13 protein-coding genes are annotated in these 15,999 nt (G+C 34.6%); all 13 read right to left on the bottom strand.

Translation table 11 applies throughout. The features are described from left to right. The coding region (locus AAC053_RS11145) for a hypothetical protein (RefSeq protein WP_339756428.1) at positions 1-2,999 on the bottom strand (2,999 nt) is incomplete at its 3' end. Continuing rightward, a complete protein-coding gene (locus tag AAC053_RS11140; protein ID WP_339756426.1) occupies positions 2,929-4,809 on the bottom strand; it encodes a nuclear transport factor 2 family protein in 1,881 nt (626 codons plus the stop codon). The genes AAC053_RS11145 and AAC053_RS11140, both read right to left, overlap by 71 nt. Positions 4,810-4,812: 3 nt before the next feature. Next, positions 4,813-5,871, bottom strand: coding sequence for an ATP-binding protein (locus tag AAC053_RS11135; RefSeq protein WP_339756424.1), 1,059 nt, complete (start codon positions 5,869-5,871; stop codon positions 4,813-4,815). After that, on the bottom strand, positions 5,868-7,028 hold the full coding sequence (locus AAC053_RS11130; RefSeq protein WP_339756421.1) for an FIST N-terminal domain-containing protein: 1,161 nt from the start codon (positions 7,026-7,028) through the stop codon (positions 5,868-5,870). The genes AAC053_RS11135 and AAC053_RS11130 overlap by 4 nt, the downstream gene beginning before the upstream one ends. Before the next feature lie 115 nt (positions 7,029-7,143). Continuing rightward, a complete protein-coding gene (locus tag AAC053_RS11125; protein ID WP_339756418.1) occupies positions 7,144-8,259 on the bottom strand; it encodes an FIST N-terminal domain-containing protein in 1,116 nt (371 codons plus the stop codon). Between the two features lie 13 nt (positions 8,260-8,272). Continuing rightward, entirely contained in the window at positions 8,273-8,584 is a 312-nt protein-coding gene (locus tag AAC053_RS11120) for an EthD family reductase (RefSeq protein WP_339756415.1), read from the bottom strand. 16 nt (positions 8,585-8,600) lie between these two features. Next, positions 8,601-9,740, bottom strand: a complete 1,140-nt coding sequence (locus AAC053_RS11115; RefSeq protein ID WP_339756413.1) for an FIST N-terminal domain-containing protein — start codon at positions 9,738-9,740, stop codon at positions 8,601-8,603. 137 nt (positions 9,741-9,877) lie between these two features. After that, the gene (locus tag AAC053_RS11110; RefSeq protein ID WP_339756411.1) at positions 9,878-10,069 is read right to left on the bottom strand and encodes a hypothetical protein; all 192 of its coding nucleotides are present in this window, start codon (positions 10,067-10,069) and stop codon (positions 9,878-9,880) included. An 80-nt stretch (positions 10,070-10,149) separates the two neighbouring features. Then, the gene (locus tag AAC053_RS11105) at positions 10,150-11,409 is read right to left on the bottom strand and encodes a nuclear transport factor 2 family protein (RefSeq protein WP_339756409.1); all 1,260 of its coding nucleotides are present in this window, start codon (positions 11,407-11,409) and stop codon (positions 10,150-10,152) included. Between the two features lie 711 nt (positions 11,410-12,120). Beyond that, complete coding sequence (locus tag AAC053_RS11100; protein ID WP_339756406.1) at positions 12,121-13,929, bottom strand: acyl-CoA dehydrogenase family protein; 1,809 nt, start codon at positions 13,927-13,929, stop codon at positions 12,121-12,123. 41 nt (positions 13,930-13,970) lie between these two features. After that, entirely contained in the window at positions 13,971-14,120 is a 150-nt protein-coding gene (locus AAC053_RS11095; RefSeq protein WP_339756403.1) for a four helix bundle protein, read from the bottom strand. Positions 14,121-14,191: 71 nt separating this feature from the next. Then, positions 14,192-15,388 carry an acetyl-CoA C-acyltransferase gene (locus AAC053_RS11090; protein WP_339756400.1) on the bottom strand — a complete coding sequence of 399 codons (1,197 nt, stop codon included), beginning with the start codon at positions 15,386-15,388 and terminating at the stop codon, positions 14,192-14,194. 28 nt (positions 15,389-15,416) lie between these two features. Next, positions 15,417-15,773 (bottom strand): four helix bundle protein, encoded by a 357-nt coding sequence (locus AAC053_RS11085; RefSeq protein WP_339756398.1) that lies wholly within the window; start codon positions 15,771-15,773, stop codon positions 15,417-15,419. Positions 15,774-15,999: the final 226 nt, after the last annotated feature.

Genomic DNA, 15,999 nt, shown 5'->3' with positions numbered 1-15,999 from the left:
AACTGATTAAGAACCATTTCTTCAGCCTCTTTTGAATTGAATGTGGTAATGGCATATTCAAGATGTTTTCTTCGCTCTTTACCAGCGACTGTTTGGTGGAATACCGTTTGTTGTTTTTTCCATGCCTTAAAACGTTCATCAAAATAGACGTCTCCAGTTAAAGGAAGATAAAATAACCCTAAAGAATCTCCTCCAGGACTTGTAACCCAAGTGGATTGTAATTGGGTTTCCTCATTTATTTCTACATAACCACAAGTTGCAAAGTTAGTAACACCAAGTGCTATAAGCTCTTTATACAAAAGGACTACAACCTCTTTGACTTCTTCACCTTTTTGCATGGCCATGGTTCGGCTTCTTACTTTTTCGAGTGCCGTTTCAATTTTTGCTTCTCTTGCTTGTGCTTCTGCTTTTTGCAGATCTAGAAAACGTGTATAGGTTTGCTGAAAAACTTTTGCAAAGCGAGGAATCATATTCTGTTGTTCTTCTGATAAACGAATCCCTCCTACTATTAATAAATAACCTTGTTTAAAGTTGAAACAATGTATTACCAAACGCTCTGGTGAAATAGCCAATAATTTAGCAACAGAAAGTGGAAAATTTTTACTCTTTTCTGCAATATAAGTTTGATGTTTTATAGTCTCCTCTGGGTTTAGTTCAATTACCAATAATGGTTCTTGCTTTTTCCAACTAGACACAATGGCTTTCATTGTTTTGTCTTCTGTATGTATCAACTCAACGGGCTGGTGTCTAATGCTTCCATCTGCAGGGTTAACACCATAACTGTATCCTATATGTGCTTTTTTATCAAAAAGTATATATCCAGCAGTAAGATGCTCAATTCCCAGATCTGACAATTCATGGTACAATAATGCACCTGCTTCTAACAACTCCTCACTTTTGTGCATTGCCATACTTCGTGAACGTACCCTTTCTAAAGCTGCTTCAATTAGCGCTTCTTTTGCTTGAGCCTCTGCTTTTTGTAGGTCGAGGAAACGTGTGTAAGTTTGCTGAAACACTTTTCCAAAGCGCATCAAAATTGAATTTTCGGCATTGGAAAAAGGTATGCCAGAGAAATTTTCAATATAGAGACCGATATCCTTTTGTATTGCTGTTGATGCTGCCAGTCCAGGGCAATTTAGATAAAAATCCCATGCCTCTTTGGTCAGACCTTCAATGTGAGGAAGTAGTTTTTTATAAAAACTATTCTTTTCTTCAAAATCCAATTGTGTTTTAAAAAAATCGGTGCCTTTCTTTTTTGCTTCTGTGAATTGTTTATCCCAAACCAAATCGAGGTAGGGAACTGTTATCTTAGCTGGAATGTCCTGTTTATCAGCGACCCAAAAATGCCAATCCTTTTTTGGTTCATAATCTACCACAATACCTGCATGCTCAGCATTGATTTTTAGGTGAGCCATCTGGTCAAAAATAACTTTTACTACGTCTTTTAGCTCCTCGCTTTTATGCATGGCCATACTTCGTGAACGCACCCTTTCTAAGGCTATTTCTATTTGGGCTTCTCTGGCCTGGTATTCTGCTTTTACAACATCATCGTATCGAGAATAAGTAAGGTCAATAACATTTGTAAACCGTTCTAATAATTGCACCTTGTCTTTTTCCAATGGTGAATTTCCGAGAAATTCAAGAAAACCATGCTTAATAGCAAATTGAGAATAAAAAATTGATTTTACACTTTTCCAAGATGCAATAAATTTCTTTGGAGCATTTTTGAAATCCGTTTTGGTAAATACACTGTCCCACCATGTTTTGAGTATTTTTCCAGATAATTCACCCGAACGGTATTTTATCCCATTTTCAAGGTCTTTAAAAAGGTCATTTAAAAGGGGGTGATCAAAATATTGAAGTTTTACACTTTTTGGTTGTAATGCTCCAATAGGTCCTGCGCTACGATAAATTAAATCTTTAGGATTGATGTCATAAGTTGCAATACTGCACTCCATTAGTTGAACATCTAGTTTACCTAATTCTTCAAAAATTATTTGAATAACTTCATCTAACTCATTGCTGGTTTGAATTGCCATAACTCGGCTTCTTACCCTTTCAAGTGAGGCCTCAATCTGCGCTTCTCTTGCTTGGGCTTCTGCTTTTTGAAGGTCGAGGAAACGTGTGTAGGCTTGCTCGAATACCTTAGCAAACCGTTTAAAAACGGCTTTATTTTTATAAATCTCTGTAGTAATTACTAACAAGTATCCATATTTAAAATAGGCTGCATGCCACTTTTGCCATTTTGGAAATGCAATACCATTATCCAACAAGCCTTGAAAAATGGGCTGAACATCGGGAACAGTTAGCATATATTTGTAATGATCTTTTAGCTCTTTACCATCTTTTATAATTGATAATGATTCTAGATTTTTCTTCCAGCCTTTATACATTTGTTTATGGCTAGGATCTATCGTATTTGGAATTTTAAGTTGTGGCATAACACCATTTTCGTTGGCAAACCAATACTCATCAACATCGGAATTATTTTCGCAGAAACCAAATCCTGTACCCCAAAGTTCGCCACCCAAACTCTTTAGTTGTTGAAAGAGAACGAAAGCCACGTCTCCAATTTCATTACTATTGTGCATGGCCAGAGAGCGAGATCGAATTCTTTCTAAAGCTGCTTCAATTAGAGCTTCCTTGGCTTGTGCTTCTGCTTTTTGAAGGTCGAGGAAACGTGTGTAGGTTTGCTCGAATACTTTAGCGAAACGTTTAAAAACATCATGTGCATCTGGAACATGCTCTTTGGTTATGAACAGTAGATATCCATATTTGAAATAGACGACATGATCTATTTGATAGGTTGGAAAACCATTGTTTGTTTCCTTTAATTCCATTAAAACGTCACCTATAACAGGTAGTGAGCTCATATATTCATAATGTGAAACACATTCGTCGCCTGAAAACTCTTTTATAAATAGCGATTCACCTTTTTTGCCTTTTTGATAATATTCCTTTTCTTGGGACTGTATATGTAGGTAGCACACCGGCTTCATTTCCAAACCATTCGGTAGATTCTTTTTCTCCGTAAATATTAAAGGCACAACCCCAAGTTTTAATGCCTAATGATCTTACTTGTTGATCTAATAAGAATGATGTTTCTTGCAATTCGTCGCTATGTTGCATCGCCATGGTTCTGGAACGTACTTTTTCCAAGGCCGTTTCAATTTTTGCTTCGAGCGCTTGTGCTTCGGCTTTTTGTAAATCTAGGAAACGTGTATAGGTTTGCTCGAAAACTTTGGAGAAGCGTTTGAATATGTCATGTGCATCTGGAACAGGTTCTAAGGTAATAAACATGAGATAACCCTTGGAAAAATAAGCACAATGTATAATTTGAAATGTAGGAAAAGAAAGTCCAGCGTCACTTAATTCCTTTACTTCCGGAATAGTTTTTAAATACTTATAATGGTCTTCAAGTTCCTTTCCTTCTTGTTCTAGTACAAATAAAGATTCTCCTCTTTTTTCTGCTTTATGAAAAAGAAGATACACATCTTCAGAAGAATTTGTTTTAAATGGAGGCTGAAGACGATCTTTACTAGCCATCCAAGCAGTAGCAGCTTTTTTATCATCGTCCCATATATTAAATCCACAGGCAAAGGAATTTATTCCTAGTTCTTCTACTTGTTGAAATAGAAGCATAGCAGTATCTCGTAATTCTTCACTTCGCTGCATTCCCATAGTTCGGCTTCTCACTTTTTCTAAAGCCAATTCTATCTTAACTTCGCGTGCTTGTCTTTCTGCTCTCTGTAAGTCTAAAAAACGTCTGTGCGCCAAATCAAAAGCACCAGCAAATTGAACTAAAATATCTAGATCTTCTGCAGGAGGATTTTTTACAACACCAGGTAAACTGTAACCAATTTCTCCATGCGTTGTTCTTGCCATGATAAAAGTCAATCCACCAATATGTCTTATGTCGTCGTGACTTGGTGCTTGTGGATCTATATTCTGAAAATCACCCAAGTTGCCCATTTTATCTACGTAATTTATGGCCTCGTTTACAGTCATGGTATAAACCACAGTTGCTTTTTTGCTTTTTTCCCATTTAGCTAGTAAAGGAATGTCGCCATGCATATGCCTTGGCAAGGTCATAACGAAACCAATTTTGCTTCCATCACCAGAGGTCATGGCTTTTTCGTATTTTTCTGGTAGCCACATCATGTGCCAGAAATAGTGGGCTTGGTGACCTAATTTGGTAAATTCATTTCGCATCGTTACCACAATGTCGAGTAGGTCTGAAGATTGTTGCATGGCGACGGCTTGCGCTCTAATACGTTGTAAAGCTCCTTCAATTTCTAATTCACGGTTCTTTGTTTCAAGTTCAACTGTTCGTCGTTTTATGGCTTCTCTTAATTCTTGATTTTCTGCGTTCACTTTATTGAAGCCTATGGTTTCTCCTTCATCTGCTTTATTATCTGCAATAGAAAAATGTTGGTAAATAAATCGCCAATCTTCTTTTTTTTCTTGTAAAACAGATGTAAATCTAAAACGACTATAATAAGTCCATTCCGTATCGTTTAAAAACCAAGCATCAAAAACATGTGTAATAAAAATAAGGTCATTAAAGGTCTCAATGGTTATAATTTCTTTTCGTAATTCTGTTTTACCAGAAAACTGCTCTGCTGTATTTTTAAAAAATTGAGTGGTATCTTTCCGGTTTAAAAATTCTTCATTATCCGTAGATCCTATAAAGTGGTAAGCATCATCAAAATAAGAATTGTAAGTAGCGACATCACCATTTAAATAACTGTGCATCCATTTGTTGTAGATTTTTAAAATATCTTTTTCTAGTGTATTGGTAAGTTGCATAGCTTAATTATTTGTAGGTAGTTTGATGATAAAATTTGTACCTTTTCCTGTTTCAGAATCTACCTTTAAAGTTCCTCCATGAGTCGTAATAATATCATAACTAAGGCTTAGGCCTAAACCAGTACCTTGCCCAGTTGGTTTGGTTGTAAAAAAAGGCTGAAATATTTTATTAATTATAGTTTTTTTAATACCATTACCATTATCACTAATAATTATTTCTATGGAGTTGTTTTCTTTTTTTGTAGTAACACTAACCTTTGGTTGAAATCCATTTAGGCCTGATTGTTCTTTTTCTAATTTCTTTTTTTTCTCATTGCAAGCGTAAAAGGCATTGGTGATTATATTTAAAACTACTCGACCAATATCTTGAGGAATAATGCTTATTTTTTCTATTGATTTGTCATAACTACTATCTAAACTTGCATTGAAGGTGTTGTCCTTGGCTCTTAATCCGTGATATGCCAATCGTAAATATTCATCTACCAATAAATTGATATCTATAGCTTCTTTTTCGTCAGAATTTTTTCTGCTGTGTTGCAACATCCCTTTTACAATGCCATCTGCACGCTTGCTATGGTGTAATATTTTTTCGAGATTTTGAGTAACGTCATTTGCTATAGACTTAACTTCTTCCATATCTCCATTCTTTATCTCTTCCAACATTTCTTCTAAAAGTTCCTTACTAACTTCGCTAAAATTGTTGACAAAGTTGAGTGGATTTTGTATCTCGTGCGCTATACCAGCGGTTAGTTCACCTAGGCTTGCCATTTTTTCTGCTTGTACAAGTTGTGCTTGAGCTGATTTTAATTCTTCTAAAGATTTGTTTAAAGCAAAATTAGTTTCTTCTATTGCAGCACGCTTTTGTTCAAGTTCTCCAATGGTTTCTTCTAAAAGGATTGCTGTTGTGCGTTTTACTTTATTGGTGCGTTCGAGTTTAAAATCTGAAATTAATAAATCTTTATCTGCTTTTTTTAAATAATTGAGAATTGCAGAGATATCACCTTCTGATAATTGTTTTGATTGATTTACAATGTCTAATATATGTTGTAGGTTTTTATTCATGCTTTTTCTTTAAGTGTTACCCAACAGCATGCTCCTGAATGATAATTCTGTCTGCCGTTTAATACGCGACCAAATTCACCATAAGTAAAAAAACCAGCCATTGGTGATTGCCATACTTCAGCGAGTCCTTCATTTTCATCTGTAGTCATTGGTCCAAGTATGGGCTGTCTGCCAGCACAAGAAAAAATTAATAAGGCGTCTGCTTCTGTTCTCAACTCCATTTTTAATTCAGAGGCTTTTTCAATCACTTCTTCAACAATATCGAATTCTGGTGGTTGCGTAAACCAAAATTTTGAGCCCTCTGGCATTGGGATATCTATGACAAGTGCTTTTTCTGCACTATCAATTTTCATGGGTGTTTTTAGTACAGTCTCGTCTTTGTCTCGTTCTACAATGAATGGATATTCCATTGATAATTCTTCGAATACCTTAAAATCTTTTTCGGCTATTTTGTCTTCTTTTCCTAGATATCTTAAATACAATTCTACAGCAGATTTTCCGTCAATTTCATAGAGTAATTGACCTTTGCTTTTGGTCACTGTTCTTGTAATTCCCAAAGGTTTCCAACCTGTAATAGCCATTCCATTTAAAGCGATTTTATCTCCATCTAAAACTAAAGCAACTATGCCATATTTAGCTTCTTTGTAATTAGTGAAAACAAATGTTTCTTTTAGCATCCAATCGTCTCCTGCCATGCCACCAAAGCATATTTTGTCGGGCCCAAGGCTTTTTTCCAGGCTTTTCACCAGTTTTTCTCCTTCAAAATGCTCTCCTTTTTGATTGACGCCTGGACTGCATACTATAAGTGATGGGTTAGTGAATTGTTTTAGCGCATTATTTGCTAATTTGGAAACAGCGTTATCTAAGTTTTCATCGACAAAATCTTCAAACAAGATTGCGTAATGCTCTTTTGATAATTCTAAAAGTAAAATAGCAATTTCTCCTTCAGACTGATGATTGTTAGTAAACTCACCACAAGAAGTAGCACCAAAAACATCAATATTTTTGGAATCCATTAATTCACAAATAGCCTTTCTATCTTGTTTTACGGACATGAACACTATTGCCACAGTTGGATCAAAACCATCTACCAAGCTATTTTGTAGTGCCTGTTTAATGTCTTCTGTAGATTTTCCATTGATGGATTTGCTATTCATGTGTCTATATCTATTGTTTTTCAATGGTCACATGCTGTTCGCTATTAACCATTCCGTTGTATTTAGTGCTTTTGGGATGCTCGTTTCATGTTTATTTTTCTTTTAAAGCCACAACTCAACACGCATTATTATGAAATTCATTGTTCCCGATTTTTGATTTCCCGAATTCACCATATGTAAAAAAGTCTATCATTGGAGCATTCCAAACCTCTTTTACTTGTTCAATTTCCTCTTGTATTAATACTCCAAATGACAAATGACGACTTACACAGGAAAACATAATTATGGCGTTTGCCTCTGGTTGTTTCTCTGTTTTTAACTCATTACATTCTTCCACTACTTTTTCAATAGCATCGAAATCGGGTGGTAGCGAAAATTTAATTTTAGAACCTTGAGACACGTTGCCTGCGCAAATAAGCGAACGGTCTTCTCTGTTGGCAAACATGGCTGTGCGCATTACAGGAGCCACTCCTTCACGTTCCATTTGTAACGGATAATAGGCACTAACTTGAGTTACTATTTCTTTACCAGAATTAAAATCATAATCTACTCCTAAATACTTAATAATGGTATCTAGAGCAGGTTTGTCATCGATGGTATAGACAATGTTTTCTTCGCTTTTTGTAATGGTTTTGGTTGTCCCAATAGCTTTCCAGCCACATGTGGCAATGCCATTTATTTCAATTTTATCTTCATCGATAATCAGTCCTAATAAGCCTTTGTCGCTACTTTTTTTATTTGTAAACACAATAGGACCTTCTAGTGCAAGATCATCACCTGCCATTCCACCAAAAATGGTAACGTCACTGCCGAAACCTTCCGTAATTCCTTCAACAATATGTTCTCCGTCATTACTTAACCATCCAGTTGCAATAATAAATGCAGGATTTGTATAGGTGTTTTTTCCTTCAATACCCATTTGTTTCGCATTCTCGTAGGTGCTTTGTTCTCCCGTTTCTAAAAATTTTAGTTTGAAGTATTTTAGATTCATGTTCAGTAACATTATCGTAATACTACCTTCTTCGATGTCTCCATCTATAAATTCTCCTGAAGTTGTGGCTCCAAAAACGGCGATGTCTCTTTTGTCCAATTCTTTGGTAATTGCTTTCCAATCTTGCTTTATGGAAAGAAAAACAATTGCTAGAGTAGGGTTAAACCCATCAGTGGTTGCATTAACAATTTCTTTGGAAATAGTTTCGGTAGATTTTGCTTTTATTGTTTTTGAAATCATTTATCTCTGTAGATTATGAATCATTTTCAGTAATTCCAACAATTACATTTACTCCACCAGTAGCAAAGTTAGATAAATCATCAACAGTAGCTTGCCCTTCAGGAGAACTCATGGTTTCTTGCATTTGTTCTGTACTGGTGAAATATAATTCTGCCATTCTATAATAGTCAGCTTTTTGTCCATCTGGTGTTCCCAAAAACCTGGTTAATTCGAGCTTTGCTACTCCTTCCATAGTAGCTGCAAGCGGTAAGTGTTTTTCTTGGTAATACCTTTCGAATGTTTCAATATCTGTTGGATGTCCGTATAAAACTGTTAATTTTTGCATTGTTATTAGTGTTTAGTTATTTTTCTTTAAGTGCCACACAGCAGGTGGTTAGATTGTGCATTTCTAGGTTTCCGCCAGTAGCTCTTGCTAATTCTCCATTAGAGAACATACCAGCCATTGGGACGTTCCATACATTTTTCACACCCTCTATTTCCATATTCATTAGTGGTCCAAGAGACATTATTCTTCCTGCACAACTAAAAACGACTAATGCATCAGCTTCAGGCATTTCAGTCTCTTTTAATAGTTGAACCCCTTTAATTACTTTTTCCATGACATCAAAATCTGGAGGTAAGGAAAAGCGTACTTTCGAACCTTGAGGTACTGTACCACTGCAATAAAAGGAACGATCGCTCCAGTCTACAACCAAACCAGGGCGCATCACTGGGTCGCCTTTTTCTCTTTGAAGTTGTAATGGAAAATTGGCAGCTATCTCTAGTAATAAATCTTCGTTTTCTGGGGTTACATTTTCTAAACCACCATATTTTGTAGTAATATCTAATACAGGAATATTATCTACTGTATAGACATGATTTCCTTCACTTTTGGTAACCGTTCTTTCAGTCCCTACTGCTTTCCAACCACAAGTGGCAACTCCTTTAATTTTTATATTGTCTTCATCTAAGGCTAGTGCTACAGTTCCTATGTTGCTTTCTTTTCCATTAGTAAAAACAAATTGATCAGCAAAAGTATAATCATCTCCAGCCATCCCTCCAAAGACATTAACATGTTTCCCTATAATATCTTCAAAACCAAGAAGCAATTGTTCTGCATCGGTTTCCAGATGACTAGCTGCAATTAAAAATGCTGGTTTTTCAAATTCTTTTTTTGCTTTTGAAGCTATGTTTTGTGCAATTTCACGATAATTTTTTTCAGGATATTCTTCAAGATAAATTTTAAAATGCTCTTTTTTGATGTCGAGTAATAAAATTGCCGTAGATTCATTTTCGGTGTTTTCATCAATAAATTCTCCGTTTGTTGTTGCTCCATAAACAGCGATATTTTTTTTATCTAGAAGTTCACATACTGCCTTTCTATTTTGACTTACAGATAAGAAGACGATTGCTAAGGTTGGTTTAAAACCATCTGATAAACTTTCCTCAATGGCTTCTTGAATCTCTTTAGTTGATTTTCCTTTTATGGATTTTGCTTTCATCGATTTATGAATAATACATTAGTTTAGGTTTAAGAGGCTATTAATAAATTTAGGGAAGGGATTGTTAAATTTAATAAAAATTAGATGAATTCTAGAAGAAGTGAATAATAAAAACCCTCTTTTTATTTCTGTTTTTTTCAACCTATTTCACCATCGTCATTAATATCTTCTCCTGAACGTTCTTCGAGAACTTTTAAGGTTTTAAGTAATAATTCTTTGGTTTTAGTAAGTTCATTTTCTAATGTTTTAACACGCTCTTCTAATGAATCTGCTTTACCTTTTTGCTCATCGAGTTCGCTTTGTTGGATTAGATCCCAAAATAGTCCCATTATGTGGTTGGTTTTAGAAGTAGGAAGTAAGTAGATATTGGGTTATACTTATATGTGTATAAATATTGTAATTTGTTACATCATTGCATAAAAGTAACTTTACTAATAAGTCCGTTTTCAATCTCATAAATAGCTACGGTATTAAAAACTTTACCGTTAGCAGTTATTTGTTCATGATCGATTACTTTATTACCTATAATAATACGTTTTTTGCTTGCTGCTTTTAGGTCTGGAGTACGTTTAAACCAAGATACGTAGTCTTTTCGCATTTGGTCTTGACCTTCTGAAAGTAGCTCGTTTGGGTAATTATATAATTTTATGTCTTCAGTATAGGCTGACATAAAAGCATTTACATCTCTTGCGTTATAAGCATCTAGTTGTTTTTGAATTAAAGTTTCAAGAATAGAAATGACTTCTGAGTTTTCTGTGTCTGTTTCAGTTGTTTTATTTTCTTCTTCTGCTTGGGAGGATGTGGTCTGGTCAATATCTCCAACTAATAATAGTTTTGAACCTGTTGCATTTGTAGTAAGGCGTGTTATTTTTGTAATTCCGTTAGAAGATAAATTTGCAACTATTTTCCAGTTGTTATCTCTTTTTAGGGTTAATTTATAGAGTACACTACCTTTACCAGAAAGGAGAGTGCTATTATTTAACCAAGAGATATCTTCAACTCCAGATAGTGTATTGGCGATAACTTTAGTTTCACCAGTAATTGGATCTAGCGATTTTATTTGCCATTGTTTATTATTCTTTTTTGAAATAAAACTTACAAGATTTGAGTTCGGTATTTTATGAAAAGAGCGCCCGACTTTAGTAGCATACTGTCTGCTTTTCCTTTCTTTTAAATCTGTGATATATAAATTGAGATCATCTCCTTCTATAACTGCTGAGACTATAGTGTTCTCATCATACCAAGTATAATAAGCAACGACTAGATCTTCTATAAGCTCAGTGGATTCACCATTACTTAAATTGTAGCTATATAGACGTTGTTTTCCATCTTTATCTAGCCGTACAGCCGATACTGCATTTTTATTCGTAATTTTTAAGGGCGAGTACTCTCCTCCTTCTGTAAAATTAATCCAGATTTTGCCGTTGTAACGTGTATCGTATTTTGCAATATCGGTTTGTCCATTTCTTGTGGATGAAAAAACAATGTAACGATCATCTAAAAATGAGGGTTGATTATCGTATTCTTTGCTATTTGAAATGTTTATATTATTAGTTATGCTAATCTTATTGTTTACGGTACTTATATCGAATAAATATACCTCTGTGTTGGATTGAGAATAGGATAGTGTAAAAAAAGTTATTGCTGCTAGAAAAAAAGTATATTTCATTGTATGGATTATTACGCTTATAAATATAATAATTCTATAGTCATTTTCTTATGTATTTAGAGTGACTTATTAAAAATAATAGCGTCTTAGTAAGTGAATTATTGCAGAAAAGTGTTTTATGTCGGATAAACATTTCGTTTGTCGGTATTTTTTATATAATTTCATTAACAAATTGTTGAAAACTAATACTTTTGCATACGTGTTACAGTTTTAAATTAACCCATAGCTAAAAGAATAAAACGACTAAACTTACTATGGCTATGTTCTGTTTTTGCTATTTTTTAAACGACAGAATTTAATTGTAGTGGTAATTATTTTATAGAATGCATTCATTATAATTTAACAATTATTTCTATCTTAAATGAGGTACTTATAATATTGGGATGCAGCTAAACATAAAGTAATCAGCTAATTTTGGGCAGAGACATATAGATGAAGTCTATACTAAGACAAAAGGTTACGCACTTGTTACTACAATTAATTTGAGCAGAAAAGAATTAGATTCTAACTGTGAATACCAAGATGCTAATGTTGTACAAACAAAGATTTTAAGAGATACTAATAATATTATAATTATAGGATTAAACGATTTTTGCAGATCTTTTTAGGAGTATTTCCAAATCCTTCAAAATCAGTTTTAAATTTGACGCAATAAAAAAGCCAATTCAAACTAATGAATTGACTTTTTTCATTTCACGCTTAATACTTTAATTAAAAGCAGTACTTATTCTCTGCTTTAACTTTTTCAGCTACCTCAGTACGCAAATCCACAATGTCTGGATAGTTTTGGTATTTTGTAAAACGCTTCAGTCCCATTAATAGCATACGTTGCTCATCACCTTCAGCAAAAGAAATAATACTTTCTTTTCCTTTTTCTTCAACAATATCAACTGCATGATATAAGTATAATTTTGCCATGGCGATTTGAACAGATTGTGCCTCTTCACCAAAACGCTTCGCATTTTTTTCAGTTCTTAAAATTGCAGATTCTGCCATATAAATTTCAATTAAGATATCTGCAGCAGCAATTAGTAATTGTTGGTGATCTTCTAATTGAGGTCCATATTTTTGAACAGCACCTCCAGCAACCATTAAGAAAGTTTTCTTAAGTTTCGCAATCATCGCTTTTTCTTCCGAAAATAATTCAGAATAATCAGGAGTTTCAAAAGAAGGAATTCCCATTAATTCTTCTTGAACTGCTTGTGCAGGACCTAATAAATCTACATGACCTTTCATGGCTTTCTTAACTAACATCCCAACAGATAACATTCTGTTAATTTCGTTAGTTCCTTCATAAATACGAGCTATACGAGCATCTCTCCAAGCAGCTTCCATTGGTGTTTCCTCTGAGAATCCCATACCGCCAAAAATTTGGATACCTTCATCTGCGCAGTTTTGAACATCTTCAGAGACTGCTACTTTTAAGATAGAACATTCAATAGCATATTCTTCAACACCTTTTAATTCCGCCTCTTGATGTGTGTTTCCAGCAGCTTCACGCAATGCAATTCTATCTTCAATATTTTTTGCGGCTCTATATGTTGCAGATTCACCAGCATAAGTACTTGCTGCCATTTCAGCTAATTTCACTTTAATAGCGCCAAAATCTGAAATAGGAGTTTTAAATTGTTTACGCTCATTAGCGTAGTTCACTGCAATTGATAAAATGCGACGTTGAGAATCTAAACAAGCAGCAGCAAGTTTAATACGACCAACGTTTAGTGCATTCATGGCAATCTTAAAACCTTCACCACGACCTGCTAACATATTTTCGGCAGGTACAACACAGTCATTAAAGAAAACCTGACGTGTAGAACTTGCACGAATACCTAATTTATGTTCTTCTTCACCTAAAACAATTCCGTTAGGATTGTCTCCATCATATTCTACGATAAAACCAGTAATATTTTTATCATCTTCAATACGTGCAAAAACAATCATCAAACTACAGAAACCTGCGTTTGAAATCCACATTTTTTGCCCGTTGATTTTATAAGACTTCCCATCTGCAGACAATTCTGCCGTTGTTTTTCCAGAGTTAGCATCAGATCCTGCTCCAGGTTCTGTTAAACAATAAGCACCAAACCATTCGCCTGTAGCTAATTTAGGAACGTATTTTTGTTTTTGTTCTTCTGTTCCGTATAGTGTAATTGGCATAGTTCCAATTCCTGTGTGTGCCCCAAAAGCAGTACTAAAAGATCCTGTACCAGATGAAATATAATCACAGGTTAAGCATGTAGAAACGAATCCCATTCCCATTCCGCCATAAGCTTCAGGAACTGAGACACCTAAGAAACCAAGTTCACCAGCTTTAACCATACATTCTTCGGTCAGAGCATAATCTTTAGCTTCAAAACGTGCTTTATGAGGTATAATTTCACGATCGTTAAATTCCATAACCGCATCTTTCATCATGGTTTGTTCTTCCGAAAAATCTTCAGGAGTAAATACGTCTTCGCATTTTGTTTCTTTTACTAGGAATTGACCACCACGTAGGATATCTTTTTCAGTTGCTTCCATTTTTTTTTAAGATTTATAGATTCAAGAGTCAAGAATCTAGACTAAGAAAGTCCAGATTTAAAACTTGAAATCATTTTTTGTATTTGTTTTATTTTTTGTTCTAATTCTTTAAATTTTTCTTCTGAAATATAACTTTTATTGAAAGCTACGTTCAATTGTGTTTCCCATTCAAAAGCTGAAACTAACACCATGCTTTCATTCCAAATCTTTAATTTCTTAAAATTATGCAGAGTCTTTTCTCTTGGTTCTTTTCGTCTTGGTTCTAATTAAGAAATTCAAATATTCCACAAGCACCTTGACCAGTCCCAACACACATGGTTACTGCACCATATTTGCCTTGCATATTTTGCTTACGCATTTCGTCAAATAATTGCACAGAGAGTTTTGCTCCTGTACAGCCTAATGGATGACCTAAAGCAATTGCTCCACCATTGACGTTAATGATATCTGGATTTAAGTTTAACTCTCTTATAACAGCTAAAGATTGAGAAGCGAAAGCTTCATTCAACTCAATAAGAGATAGGTCGTCTTGTTTTAAACCGGCTTGTTTTAATGCTTTAGGAATTGCCTTTACTGGGCCAATTCCCATTATACGAGGTTCGACACCTGCAGCAGCATAATTTACTAGTCGCGCTACGGGTTCAAGATTTAACTCTTTAACCATATCTTCACTCATTACCATAACAAACGCAGCACCATCACTCATCTGGGAAGAATTACCTGCCGTAACACTTCCACCAGCAGCAAATACTGCTCTTAGTTTTGCTAAAGCTTCTTTACTTGTACCAGCACGAGGTCCTTCATCCTTGATTACTGTATAAGATTTTGTTGCTTTTTTTCCGTTGGCATCAACATAAGTTTGTTCTACTTCAATAGGTACAATTTGATCTTGAAAACGGTTTTCAGCTTGCGCTTTTAAAGCTTTCATATGAGAATTGTAAGCAAACTCATCTTGATCTTCACGAGATACTTTGAATTGGTTGGCAACTGCTTCCGCAGTATTTCCCATTCCCCAATAATAATCTTCATGACCAGTTTTTACAATCGCGTCGTAATTTAATTCCGGTTTAAAACCAGTCATTGGTACGCTACTCATACTTTCTGCACCACCTGCAATAATGCAATCAGCCATTCCAGCTTGAATTTTTGCTGTAGCTATACCAATAGTTTCTACTCCCGAAGAACAAAAACGGTTAACAGTTACACCAGGAACATCTATAACTTCTAATCCCATTAAAGAGATTAATCGTGCCATATTTAGTCCTTGTGAACCTTCTGGCATTGCGTTACCAACAATAACATCGTCAATACGTTTTGGATCTAGATTTGGCAATTCCTTCATCATATATTTGATGGTTTCTGCTGCCAATTCATCTGTTCTTTTAAAACGGAACACGCCTTTTGGTGCTTTACCAACTGCTGTTCTATATGCTTTTACAATGTAAGCTTGTTTGCTCATAGTAGTATTAAGATTTTAGTACAAAGAATTAAGACTTTGTTAGTGATTTTTGAAGTGAATAGTTCATTCTAGTAACTTCAAGAATTTCATTAATAATTGGTCTTACTTTTTCTTCTGTTATTAAATTTAATCTTTTAGATAAATATAATTGTGTTAATAATTCGAAGGATGAACCATTAGCAATTCCTAAGAACTGCTTAAATTCTCCATTAGTATTTCTACCAGCTCCTTCAGAGATATTTGAAGGAATTGAAACGGCACTTCTTCTAAGTTGAGATGTTAATCCGTATTTTTCTTCTTTCGGAAAATTTTCGGAAACTCTATAACAATTTTCTGTTATGTCCATTGCTTTTTGCCATATTTTCAACTCTTCAAATCTGTGCATCTTTTTTTAGTATTAAGTCGTTAGTATTAAGTATTAAGAAATTTAAAATATTATTTAGTCTGTATTTGCATCCTGTCTTTGTACTTAATTCTTTTTACTTTGTACTTTTTCGTAATTAATTACGTAACGGTTTCCCTTTGGTTAACATATGCTGAATTCTTTCCAACGTCTTACGTTCTGTACAAAGCGAAAGGAAAGCTTCACGCTCTAAGTCTAATAAATATTG

The sequence above is a fragment of the uncultured Winogradskyella sp. genome, assembly GCF_963975125.1.
Taxonomy (GTDB): Bacteria; Bacteroidota; Bacteroidia; order Flavobacteriales; family Flavobacteriaceae; genus Winogradskyella.
Note: the sequence above shows the minus strand (reverse complement) of the source record. Positions and strands in the feature narration are given on the sequence as shown.